Origin of the sequence: Niveibacterium microcysteis (assembly GCF_017161445.1) — a bacterium.
In the GTDB taxonomy this organism is placed as follows: domain Bacteria; phylum Pseudomonadota; class Gammaproteobacteria; order Burkholderiales; family Rhodocyclaceae; genus Niveibacterium; species Niveibacterium microcysteis.
This window is the reverse complement of record NZ_CP071060.1, coordinates 287,064-299,220: the sequence shown is the minus strand read 5'-3', so window position 1 is coordinate 299,220 and position 12,157 is coordinate 287,064. Positions and strand designations below refer to the sequence as shown.

At 66.2% G+C, this 12,157-nt stretch carries 9 protein-coding genes; 1 reads left to right on the top strand and 8 read right to left on the bottom strand.

Annotated features, from left to right (window positions below; translation table 11 throughout):
- Positions 1–145: 145 nt before the first annotated feature.
- The 6 genes from JY500_RS22275 to JY500_RS01325 form a co-directional block, all read right to left on the bottom strand.
- Positions 146–268: a hypothetical protein gene (locus JY500_RS22275; protein ID WP_256378332.1), complete on the bottom strand. Its 123-nt coding sequence runs from the start codon at positions 266–268 to the stop codon at positions 146–148.
- 149 nt (positions 269–417) lie between these two features.
- Entirely contained in the window at positions 418–2,034 is a 1,617-nt protein-coding gene (locus JY500_RS01345; protein WP_206254808.1) for a thioredoxin family protein, read from the bottom strand.
- A 92-nt stretch (positions 2,035–2,126) separates the two neighbouring features.
- Positions 2,127–3,002, bottom strand: a complete 876-nt coding sequence (locus JY500_RS01340) for a DMT family transporter (RefSeq protein WP_206254807.1) — start codon at positions 3,000–3,002, stop codon at positions 2,127–2,129.
- 24 nt (positions 3,003–3,026) lie between these two features.
- On the bottom strand, positions 3,027–3,710 hold the full coding sequence (locus tag JY500_RS01335) for an SDR family NAD(P)-dependent oxidoreductase (RefSeq protein WP_172201621.1): 684 nt from the start codon (positions 3,708–3,710) through the stop codon (positions 3,027–3,029).
- Entirely contained in the window at positions 3,707–4,618 is a 912-nt protein-coding gene (locus JY500_RS01330; protein ID WP_206254806.1) for a DMT family transporter, read from the bottom strand. The genes JY500_RS01335 and JY500_RS01330 overlap by 4 nt, the downstream gene beginning before the upstream one ends.
- Positions 4,619–4,673: 55 nt before the next feature.
- A complete protein-coding gene (locus tag JY500_RS01325; protein ID WP_206254805.1) occupies positions 4,674–6,398 on the bottom strand; it encodes a helix-turn-helix domain-containing protein in 1,725 nt (574 codons plus the stop codon).
- Between the two features lie 342 nt (positions 6,399–6,740).
- Here JY500_RS01325 and JY500_RS01320 point away from each other — a divergent pair, with 342 nt between their 5' ends.
- Positions 6,741–9,518, top strand: coding sequence for an ImpA family metalloprotease (locus JY500_RS01320; protein WP_206254804.1), 2,778 nt, complete (start codon positions 6,741–6,743; stop codon positions 9,516–9,518).
- A 59-nt stretch (positions 9,519–9,577) separates the two neighbouring features.
- On the opposite strand, the gene JY500_RS01315 is transcribed toward JY500_RS01320, so the two are convergent.
- Both JY500_RS01315 and JY500_RS01310 read right to left on the bottom strand, forming a co-directional pair.
- A complete protein-coding gene (locus JY500_RS01315) occupies positions 9,578–10,774 on the bottom strand; it encodes an acetyl-CoA C-acetyltransferase (RefSeq protein WP_206254803.1) in 1,197 nt (398 codons plus the stop codon).
- Positions 10,775–10,975: 201 nt separating this feature from the next.
- On the bottom strand, positions 10,976–12,145 hold the full coding sequence (locus JY500_RS01310) for an isovaleryl-CoA dehydrogenase (protein ID WP_206254802.1): 1,170 nt from the start codon (positions 12,143–12,145) through the stop codon (positions 10,976–10,978).
- Positions 12,146–12,157 lie beyond the last annotated feature (12 nt).

Below are 12,157 nucleotides of genomic sequence, written 5' to 3'. Positions count from 1 at the left end.
CCGACAGCCTATCGGCCCCTGTGTCGATTGAACAGTCACCCGGGCGGTGATTTGCCACAAACGCAAAAGAAAACGCCCCGGCCGGCAAGCAGTCGGGGCGCTTCAGGTACTGGAACCGGCGGGCTTTGCCCGCGCCGTCGCCGCGTCAGTGCCGCTGCGATTTGTTCTGATTTTCGAGCGTCGTGACCATCGCGATCAGCAGCGCACCGACCACCACTGCCACGACATAACCACCGAAGAATCCGATCAAGCTTGCTGTAATGTCCATCCTCGCCTCCCCTGGCGTTTGGGCGTGATCGCGCCCGTTCTTGTCCCGTTCCACCACAGTACGGCGAGCTCAATCACCACACTGCCAACAGGGGAAAGATTACGGACGGGCGGCCGCTGGGCGTTGATGCCGGTCAACGGCCGCCGGCATCAGCCACGCGCCTTGAACAAGCCTTCGCACACCGGCCGCTGTGCATCGTCGGCCGGCAGCTTTGCGCACATCTGCGCCGCCTGCGCGACGATGCGCCGATAGCTGGCCTGGTGCTTGCCGCCCGCGTTCCACTCGGCGAGCTTCTTGGCGCTGCGCTCAAGCACCGCGCGATTGCGTTCATAGAACGCGTTGGGGGTGGAGGCTGTTTCGGCGAAGAGCTTGCTGCTGGCCACCTCGATGCGCGCCTCGTCGGACGGCGCCAGATCGAGCAGACCATTGAGGTAGCCGCCGCCCCACTGCAAACGCGTTGCCGAACCTTGCGACGCCGTCCACGCCTCCTCGTACCACTTCAAGGCAGCGGCCACATCGCCGCGCTTCTTCGCATTGCCGCCCAGCATTCGCATGAAGTAGTAGGGGGCGTGAGAACGCTTGAGTTCAGCCTTCAGCAATGCATCCGAATCGTCGAGCAAACCGGCGTCGGTCAGCACGCCAGCTGCGGTGTAGATCACTGACTGACGCTCGAAACCATTGCTGGAGGCCGCGTCCGCAGCGCTCACCTGGCTGCGCAGCAGTGCCGGATCCAGCGGCGTTGCGCCCGCCAGCTTGCCGAGCGCGACACGCGCACCAAGCGCCGACAGGCGATCGGTGGTGGACAGCGTGGCGTCCTGCGTCAGCGATTCGAGCGACTTGCTCCATTGCGCAGCCAGCGCAAGGCGCGGCGCGCCGCCAGCCGGTGTGAGCAAGGTCACGACCTTGTCCGGATCAACGATCAGCAAGTCAAAATGGCTGCGCACCTCCGCCGGACCAGCAAGCAGCTTTGCCAGCAGTTGCGCACCGGCGTCGCCCGCCAGCTTCGGTAGCGGTTCCACCTGCGCCTGAGCCACAAAGGCCTTGAGCGCGAGACGGGTCGCCAGCTCGGCTTCCGCAGGCGGCACGGCGGCCGCGAGGCGCGCCAGCGTGCCGGGCAGCGCGGCCTTGCTGACCAGCTGTTCTTCGTCGGCATCGAAAGGGTAGAAGGCCAGCAGGCGCCAGTCGTCCGCCGTGGTCGGCTTGCCGGCCAGCGCAGCAGCAAGGACCTCCTTGACCGGTCGGTTCGCATTCATGCCCAGCGCGAGCACCTGCAGATAGCGTTGCGCATCGACTTCGCCAGGCAGGCGCGTCAGCTCGGTGCCGTCGGGGCGGAACAGGATCATCGTGGGGTAGCCACGCACCTTGAAGCGGGCCGCCAGCTTCTGGCCTTCCGGCGAATCACCGTCGAGCTCGAGCGGGATGAACTGCTTGGCGCGTTCGGCAAAGTCGGCGCGGTTGAACAGCGTCGCCTTGACCTGGTTGCAGTACGGGCACCACACCGCCCCCCAGTACAGGAAAACCGGCTTGTTGCTGCGCTTCGCCTCGGCGAAGGCGGCATCCACGTCACCCTTGAACCACGCGACGGCGGCGCTGCCGCTCGCAGCTGGAACAGCCGGCGGCGTCGCGGGTGCGGCCGGAGCGGCGGTTTCGGGGGTTTTTGAACAGGCGGCAAGCAGAAGCAGGCAGAGCGGCGCGAGGCGCCATGGGGCGAGGGTCATCGGGTGATCCGGTTCGGGCCGGCGGGTGGCGCCAGCGGTGTGGGGCATGCCGCGCTTCTGGCGCGGCCTTCAAGCCACCATTTTGCCGCATGGCCCCGGCCTGCGTATGCCGAATCCCGACAATGCTTTGCAGCAAAGGATCAACGCGCGCAGGCGAGCGCCGCCACCCCAGCCAACATGCACAGGGTGCCGACCAGCCGCAGCGGGCTCAGCGTCTCGCGCAGCACGCGGGCCCCCAACCATACCCCGAGCAGCATCGACAGTTCGCGCAGCGGCGCCACATAGCTGAGCGGCGCGATCACCATCGCCGTCAGCACCAGCATGTACGCGACTGGTGATAGCAGGCCAACCGCCAAGACCGGGCCACGAAACGCCAACCACTGTGTGCGTACCGCCGCCGCATGGCGTGCGGCCAGCGGCGCGAGCAATACCGTGCGCACGCCAAGGCTGAGGCAGTAGTACAAAACCGGCGACATGCCGATGCGCTTGACCGCCCACGCGTCGATCAGCGTGTAGATCGCGATACACAAACCGGTGAGGCCGCCCCAAAGCAAACCCCGCCGCTGTGCCGGCGAGCGAGCACGCAGCGGCACAAGACCACTCACCAGCACGATGCCCGCCAGCAACAGGGCGATGCCGGAAGCGCCGACCAGGCCCGGCAGTTCGCCGAGAATTAACACGGCGGCAAGCACCGAGAACAGCGGCCCGGTTCCGCGTGCGAGTGGATAGACGATAGCGAAATCGCTCGCGCGATAGCCCTTCTGCAGCACCAGGCCATACAGCACGTGCACCGCAGCGCTCGCCGCGATGACCGACCAGCCGGATACGCCGGGCCATTGCGAAGGGTCACGCCACAGCAGCAGCGCAATCAGCGGCATCGCCGCCACCAGGCTGACAAGCCCGTACAACCAGACGAAGGGCAAGCCGCCGGAAGCCCGCTTGGCTTGCAGATTCCACAGCGCGTGCAGCAGAGCGCCGCACAGCACCAGCGCAAACGCTTCAGCGCTCAGTGCCACACCCCCGCAGTGCGATGCAATCGCTCACCATGTGATCGGCGTACCGTCGTAGTTGAAGTAGCCGCCGTTCTCCGCGGGCCCGACTCGCTCAAGCACGCCGCGCATGCCGACCACCGAGTCGTAAGCCTCGATCTCGGCGTTCGGGCCGCCCATGTCGGTCTTGACCCAGCCCGGATGCAACGTCACCACCGTGGCACCACGCGGGCCGTATTCGTTCGCCGCGCACTTCGCAACCATGTTCACCGCCGCCTTCGATGCGCGGTAGAGCAGCCCCTTGCTGCCGCGAGCACCGCTGATCGAGCCCATCTCGGATGAGATCACCGCGATCGTGCCGCGCGCACCGATCACCGAATCGGCGAAGGCCTGGATCACACGCATCGGGCCGAGCACGTTGGTACGCATCACGGCATCAAAATCGGCATCGCCCGGCGCCAGAAAACTTGTCGTCTCCGGCCCATACAGTCCGGCACACACGATCAACAGGTTGAGCGGATCTTCGTCGGCATGCCATGCGGCGCCGGCAATCGAATTGGCCGAGGTCACGTCGAGCGGTAACACCTCGACACCCTTCACACGCAGCAGCTCGGTCGCCTTCGCCGGGGTACGCACGCCGGCGTAGACCTTCCAGCCCTGGATCGCGTATTGCCGCGCGAATTCCAGACCGATACCGCGTGAAGCCCCTGCGATCAGAACCGTCTTGCGCGTCATGCCTTGCTTCCTCCAGATTGAGTCCGATTCGTCAGCCATACGCCCAGCAGCACCAGCGCGCCGCCCGCGAGCACCAGCAGGCCGACATGTTCGTCGAGTATCAGCGCGCCGAGCAACACGGCGCTGAGCGGCACCAGATTGATGAAGGCTGCCGCGCGCGCAGCGCCGAGCCGCATCACGCCCTGCGCGTACCAGACATACGAAAAGCCGCTGCCCAGCACACCGAGATACAGCAGCGAAGCCACGGCGCGCCAGGAAACCGTGGGCATGCCGCGCAGGCTGCCCTCAATGAGCCCGGTCGCCAGCAACATGACGCCGCCCGCCAGGGATGCATAGAAGGTCATCGTCAGCGGTGCGAGCGTGCGGCTCGCACGCCGCCCGATCAGGGTGTAGGCACACCATCCGGCCACGCAGCCGAGTATCGCCAGCTCGCCGACACCGATCTCGCCACGCAGCAGTGCCAGCGGGTCGCCGCGACCGATCACCAACAGGCAGCCCGCCAGCGCGATCGCCACGCCGGCAAGCCGCGTGCGGCTCAAGGATTCACCCATCAACAGCCACGCGGCGAGCGCCACCGCCACCGGATTCAGCGCAATCACCAGCGCGCCACGGCCCGCCTGCACATGCTGCAGGCCATAGAAGAAACACAGGTTATAGAACAGGATGCCGGTGGCACCCATCGCGCAGACACGCCCCAGGTCGGCGCGGCCGATTCGCGGCAGACCGCCGGCGCTGCGCCACACCAGCAGGCCAAGCGTCAGCGTGCCCAGCACGAAGCGCCAGCCGGCGGCAGCAAGAGGAGGCATCTCGGCCGCGACGATGCGGCCCGCGATCCAGGTGCCGCCCCAGATGAATGCAACCAGCACCTGCAGGAGGATGACCATGGACGGGCGGGATGCGGCTTTCAACGGAGAGTTCCTCGGTGTCGGACGCTCATCATAACGGCCGCCCGGGCGCCACCGATCAATCCACAACGCTCCGCGCAATCGCTGCGAGCTCGGCACACACCTGCGCGGATGCTCGCGCGGCAATTTGCGACTCTACGGCACAACGCGCGGTGGTCTCCGCGCCGGCGAGCACCGCTTCCGCCCAAGCCACCGCAAGCGCCAACGCCTCGCCGGCCGCCGAGGCGGGCGCATGGCGCTCACGCAGCCAGCCCAGGATCGCCGGCGGCACGTGCCAGGTGGCAAGCAACAGCCAGGTGGCATCGATGCCATCCACCGCACGCCCTGCCGCCGCGGGCGCAGCGAGCCGCCCCAGATTGTGCGCAAAGGCCGCCAGCCGGAGCGCTGCCGCGTCGTCCGGCGCCAGCTGCGGCGCCAGCAGGCCCACCGCACGCGCGGCCAGCGCTCCGCAACGCCATGCGTACAGCGCCTCGGCTGTCGGCGCTTCGGCTGGCAAGCTCGATTCGACCACCTGCTGCACGCTTGCCCGCGGCATGCGTGCGAGCAAGTCGCTATCGATCACCGCCGATTCGCGTGCGCCGTGCACCGGCTCCCCACACAGCCCGAGCAACCGCAATTGCAGCACCGGGTCGGCCGCAAACGCGTCGCACACCAGTGCAGGCCCAGCGCCCCCTTCGGCGAGCACCTGTCGGAGCCAGTCGAGCTTCGGGCTGTGCCGCGGCCAGGCCTGTGGCGCGCCCCAGTCGCCACAGCGTCGTGCGCCAATTAACTCCTGGGCGGCTCGGCGCACCTGCGCGGGCCTTACGCCGAAGCGATCGCAGAACCCGCGTTCGAAGCTGCTGCGATCGGCATAGCCCATGCGCAGCGCCAGGCGCTCGGCCTTCTCGTCCGTGCAGAGCACCGCGTCAAGCGCGAGGCGCGCGCGATGCGCCGCGAGCAGCGTCGAGAAGCGACAGCCCTCCGCCGCCAACTGTCGCCGCAAGGTGCTTGCACCCATCGCCAGCGCGGCCGCGGCTGAATCAAGGCCTGCGCCACCAAGGTCGGGCAGCGCGGCGAGCCACCCGGCCACGCGACGCACCGCGCTGGTGTGCTCGAGCATCTGGGTCAGTTCGCGCTCGTACATCGGTCGTATCGTCTGGCGCAGCGCCTCACTGGCGCCTGGCAAGTGCAGCTTGAGCACATCAGCCGCGTAGGTCAGCGAGAAAGTGGTGGCGCCCATGCGGGGCGTAACGCCCAGTAGCGCCGCAAGCGTTGCCGGGTCGCCGGCGTCTTCGGTCATCACCTCGGCATGCAGCACGGGCAGCCTCACCCCGCAGATGTAGTCGAGCACGCGCACCAGCCATACGAGAATCGACTCGTAGCGCTGGCGCCTGCCGAGGCGCTCCGGACGCAGCACCGGCACCAGCACCATCGTCAGCTGGTGACCATCGCTCGCCCAACGAAAACTGCCATCGGGAAAAAGCACCGGAGCGAGCCGCGCGAGCTCATCGAGTGCCGCCTGCAGGGTGTCATGGGCGCGCAGGTAGTAGACCAGGCCATCGCCCGCCCCCATGTCGAGCTGCCCCGCCAGCCATGCAAACGCATGCGGATCGCCAGCGGCATGCAGCCATTCGCTCATCTGCAACGCACTCTCGGCCGGGAATGGCGTGGTGTCGGAGGGCGCCACGCGTTGCAGCCCGAAACGCGACTGCAGCACTGCCAGTCGATCCGTATCGTCGCGATAGCGTGTAAACAACGCCTGGAAGTGCCGCATCTGCGGCACGTATTCTTGGTTCTCGCTCATCCTCTGTCCCGCCATCCCCCGCGTTGCAGTCTACCGCGCCGGCGAGAAAGCAAAACAAGGTGACAGAGCGCGGCGGCCGCAGTCGCGAGCGGATTTGCAGTATGCCGGCCTCATCCGGCTCATTAGAATGCCGCCTCCCGCTGGCCTGTGGCCGCCACGCCGCGCCATTCAGCACGGTGCCCGGACAGACGGCCCGATGCACAAAGCCACCCAAGCACTGCGAAACGGCGGCTTGCGAATCGCAAACGCTGCGCTGGCGCGCGGACTCCGAATCAAATCCGTCCGGCTGATCCCCGGACGCCGAGGATGACGGCATTCATCCACTCGATTTTGGTAACCAGCATGTTCAAGCGAAGACTCAACCCCCTCATCTGCGCCCTCGGCGCCCTCTCGATTTCCGTCTTGCTCGTCGCGTGTGGCGGCGGGGGCGGCGGCGGCGAAACGGCGAGCGGTGGCAATAGCAATAGTGGTGGCACAAACGGCTCAGGGGGCACGAACGGATCTGGCGGCACGACGACGCCTGACCCCATCGCGCTTGCCCTGCAAAGCGGCGACGCCACGGCACTGACCGCCAAGGACCGCGAAGTCCTGCTCGCACGCGCGGTGTCCGCCGCAACGACGCTGGGCGCGAAACAGACCCAGGCCTTGGCCTCGATCTACAGCGCCGACATCACGCAGCTGGCGCTCGACCACACCACCAACAGCAGTTCGATCACCGCAGCCAAGACCACGATCGCGACACCGCTGATTGTCTCGGACAATGGCACCGGCATGGCAGCGATCGCGCAGATCGGCAGCGGCCGTGGTCTGGCCTACGGCGCCAATGTGCTGAGTTGGATGGCCGGTACCACGCGCGAGCAGCAGCATCTGCCGCTGTTCAACCGTGCCTTCGCCTGGCTGATGACCGGCGACGGCGCCGCCAAGCTGCCTGCGACGATCGCCGTCGGCACCGCCGGCTACGACGCCAACACGGTGAAGAACTACATCGTTCGGGCCGGCAGCAGCGCCACCGTGACGACCTGCAAGATCGATGATCCGGACAACACCTGCTGGAAAGACCTGAACCTGATCGTGTTCGGCTCCGGCACCACCGACAGCCCGCGCCTCTCGGCGCTGGTGCGCAGCTACCTGGAAGCGGGCAAGTCGGTGATCTACATGCACCCGAGTTGGGTCGATTCGGCCGGCGGCCGCACGGTGCTGAGCGCGATGGGGATGAACCTCGGTGGCTATCCCGGCAACTACTTCGCCAGTGCCGCGGGCGTATCGGTCGGCGCCACACGCACCCTTGCCGACAGCCTGGCGCGCGGCGACCAGTTCGGCGCGCTGGTGAGCACGCTCAACCTGCTCAACCGCACCGATCTGACACTGGATTTCACCGATACCACGCCGCTCAAGCCGATCGATGCGGTGCAAACCGCGCTCTCGTCGATGCAGTCGCGCGGCATCAACGTCTTTACCGACCCCGACAGCGAGCTCTACCGCCTGCTGGTGCTGTGGGCCGACCAGGTTCGCACCGGCGTCGTCTACGGCGCACCGCTCTCCAGCAAGGGCGATTCGGATGATTTCCTGCGCGCCTATGCCTCGGATTCCTGGCTGGTGTTCAACCGCGCGGCGACCACGATTCCGCCGAAGGGCGCCGGCGATTACATGCCGGCCAGCGCAAACAGCATCGCAGTCAGCAGCGACTTCGAAGACATCGATGTGACGATCGCGCAAACCGGCGGCACCACGCTGATCGGGCGCGGCGCGATCCCGGGCAAGCCGGTGACGATCCAGGTCGTCGATGCGGCGGGCGCCACCAGCCTGGGCGTGCAGACGAGCTATCTGCGCACCTATGGCAATCCGGTCACTGACACCACCTATGCGCGCCCGCGCCGGCCGCATTCCTACACGATTCCGCTCGCCGCCACCGGTGACACGAGCTTCGTCACGCCTTTCGGCGGCCCGCTGATGCTCAACTACGGTGGCGCCACCGCCGGCACGGTGGTCAAGCTGCGTATCAAGGGTGCGGCCAAGTACGCGCACTTCGACTTCACGCAGAATCCTTCGCAGGCGCAGATCGACGAGGCCGTTGCGGCGCTCAAGCGCGCCGATTTCGGCTGGCAAACCAACAAGCTGGTTGGCGGCGAAATCCAGCAGACGATTGGCTATGCGCAGAAAGTGATCGGCACGCTGGACCCGAAGACCTACGTCGTCGACCGCATCAAGGGCATCCTGTTCGACAGCAACCACTTCGCCAACGGCTACAACAACATGCCGATGTCGACGCTGGCACAGAGCCTCTGCACCCAACTCGGCTGGACCTGCGATGGCCCATTGCACCGCGCGCCGAACGTGCAGCACTTCATCGGCTGGCTCGCCGCCTGCGGCTATCTGTGTTCCGGCAACCCGTCGGACGGCTTCGCCGGCATCGACACGGGCTGGGGTTGGCCGCACGAACTGGGCCACAACACGGTGCAGCGCGTGATGCACATTGCGCCTAACGGCAAGGGCTGCGTTGTGGAGTGCGACAACAACATTCTCGCCAGCGCAACGATGATGCGGCAGTACGCGCTGATCGGTATCGACACCGGCCACGCCACCGACCACCCGGGGCTCTACGCCGACATCGTCGCCAACCGCGCCACCGGTCTCAGCGACGAAGCGCTGCGTGCCGATATGGAAGTACGCCTGTGGCAAGGCGCGAGCCAGGACCCGATGCGCGCGGTGCACTTCCAGATGGCCTTCCAGTACGCCAAGCTGCGCGCCGGACTCGCAAAGCCGACGATGGAAAGCACGCTGGAGTTCTTCCAGTTGCTGACCAAGGCCGACCGCCTCGTCGCCAAGGCCTGGGACGCCAGCAACAAGGGCAAGTACGGCATGGGCCGCTTTGCCGACAACAAGATCAGCAACGAAGACCTGTTCTACGTACTGAGCTCGAAGATCATCGGCCAGGACATGCGCAAGCACTTCGCGATGTACGGCATCCCGCTGAGCCAGACCGCGCTCGATTCGATCGCCGATCTGGGCCTGCCGCTGGCATCGCGCAGCTTCTACGCGCTGGCGAACGGCAAGCACAACCAGCCCGCCACCGGCGCCTGGATGGACATCGAGAGCAGCACACCGGCCTACGCGTTCTGAGCGCTCGAGCCAACAAAAAAGGCCGCCCTCGGGCGGCCTTTTTCATGTGTGGAACGACTTCAGAACAGCTCGACCGCCATCGCCGTGGCTTCGCCGCCACCGATGCACAGGCTGGCCACGCCGCGCTTGAGGCCGCGCTTTTTCAACGCGCCAATCAGCGTCACGATCACGCGGGCGCCCGAAGCACCGATCGGGTGGCCCAGCGCGCAGGCGCCGCCGTTCACGTTGACCTTCTCGTGCGGCAGCTTGTGGTCGTGCATCGCGGCCATGGTGACCACCGCGAAGGCTTCGTTGATCTCGAACAGGTCGACGCTGTCGGTGTTCCAGCCGGTCTTGGCGTAGAGCTTTTCGATCGCCCCAACCGGGGCGGTCGTGAACCAGCCCGGCTCATGCGCATGGGTGGCATGGCCAACGATTTTCGCGACCGGCTTCAGCCCCAGCTTGTCAGCGGTCGAGGCGCGCATCAGCACCAGCGCCGCGGCGCCGTCGGAGATCGACGACGAGGTTGCGGCGGTCACAGTGCCGTCCTTGCGGAACGCCGGCTTGAGCGACGGAATCTTCTCGGGCTTGGCCTTGAACGGGGATTCATCCTTGGCGATCTGGACGTCACCGCCCTTGCCGGCCACCGTCACCGGTGCGATTTCCCACTCGAAGCTGCCATCGGTGTTCGCCGCCAGCGCGCGGCGGGTCGATTCGATCGCGAAAGCGTCCTGCGCCTCACGCGTGAAACCATATTTGGCTGCAGTGTCTTCGGCGTAGTTGCCCATCGACTTGCCGCCACCATTCGCGGTCTTCTCGTAGGCGTCTTCCAGACCGTCCAGAGCCATGTGGTCGAACACCGTGGAGTGGCCATAGCGGTAGCCGCCCCGCGCCTTCGGCAGCAGGTAGGGCGCGTTGGACATGCTTTCCATGCCGCCCGCGACGATCACGTCCACCGAGCCGGCGAGCAGCTGGTCATGCGCCATCATCGTGGCCTTCATGCCGGAGCCGCACACCTTGTTGATCGTGGTGGCAACGGCCGACAGCGGCAGCCCTGCGCCCAGCGTGGCCTGGCGCGCCGGGGCCTGACCCTGACCGGCGGGCAGCACGCAACCCATGATGACTTCCTGCACCTGCTCCGGCTTCAAGCCGGCGCGCTCTACCGCTGCTTTGATGGCAACGCTGCCCAGCTGGTGACCAGCGAAGCCGGACAGTTCGCCCATCATGGCGCCGATCGGCGTACGGGCGACAGAAACGATGACGACGGGATCAGACATGGTGAAAACCTCGATTTGGGTAGAGAGGAATCAGAATGTGGCGGCGCGAGCCTACGGCAGCCTGACGGGGGCGAAGCATAGGCGCAAATTGTTGCAGCGCGCCATAGGTATTAGCCCAGACATTTGCAGCCTAAGCCGTAACAGCAATGTCCGCCAAACCCCTGCGCGCATTGCCTTTGCGCCCGTCGGGTCACCTTTTTGCTACAAGGTCTCGGCGAACAGCTCTCTCCCAATCAGCATACGGCGGATCTCGCTTGTGCCAGCACCGATCTCGTACAGCTTGGCGTCGCGCCACAGCCGCCCAACCGGGTATTCGTTGATGTAGCCATTTCCGCCCAGCGTCTGGATCGCCTCACCCGCCATCCAGGTTGCCTTCTCGGCTGAGTAGAGGATCGCGCCAGCGGCATCCTTGCGCAGACTGCGGGCATGGTCGCCGCGGTCGCAGGCCTGGCCGACCGCATACACGTAGGCACGTGTGGCCTGCCATGTGGTGTAGAGGTCGGCCACCTTCCCCTGCATCAGCTGGAATTCACCGATCGCCTGGCCGAATTGCTTGCGATCGTGGATGTAAGGGATCACGACATCCATGCAGGCGGCCATGATCCCCAGCGGCCCCCCGGAGAGCACTGCGCGCTCATAGTCGAGCCCGCTCATGAGCACCTTCACGCCATTGCCGACGCCGCCCATCACGGCTTCGATCGGTACCTCGCAGTCCTCGAACACCAGCTCGCCGGTATGCGAGCCGCGCATGCCGAGCTTGTCGAGCTTCTGCGCGACCGAGAAGCCCTTCATCCCCTTCTCGATCAGGAAGGCGGTAATGCCGCGCGGGCCGGCCTCCGGGTCGGTCTTCGCATACACCACCAGCACATCGGCGTCGGGGCCGTTGGTGATCCACATCTTGGTGCCGTTCAGCACATAGTGGTCGCCGCGCTTGTCTGCACGCAGTCGCATCGACACCACGTCGGAGCCTGCATTCGGCTCGCTCATCGCGAGCGCACCAACGTATTCGCCGGAAATGAGTTTCGGCAGGTACTTGTCCTTCTGCGCGGCGTTGCCGTTGCGGTGAATCTGGTTCACGCAGAGATTCGAATGCGCACCGTACGACAAGCCCACCGAGGCCGAGGCGCGCGAGATCTCTTCCATTGCGATGATGTGCGCGAGGTAGCCCATGTTGGCGCCGCCATAGTCCTCACTCGCCGTCATGCCCAGCACACCCAGATCGCCGAACTTGCGCCACAGGTCCATCGGGAACTGGTCCGTTCGATCAATTTCGGCCGCGCGCGGCGCGATCTCCTTCGCCGCAAAATCGGCGACCGTGTCGCGCAGCATGTCGAGGGTTTCGCCGAGGGCGAAATTGAGGCCAAGGCTCATGGATCGGCTCCT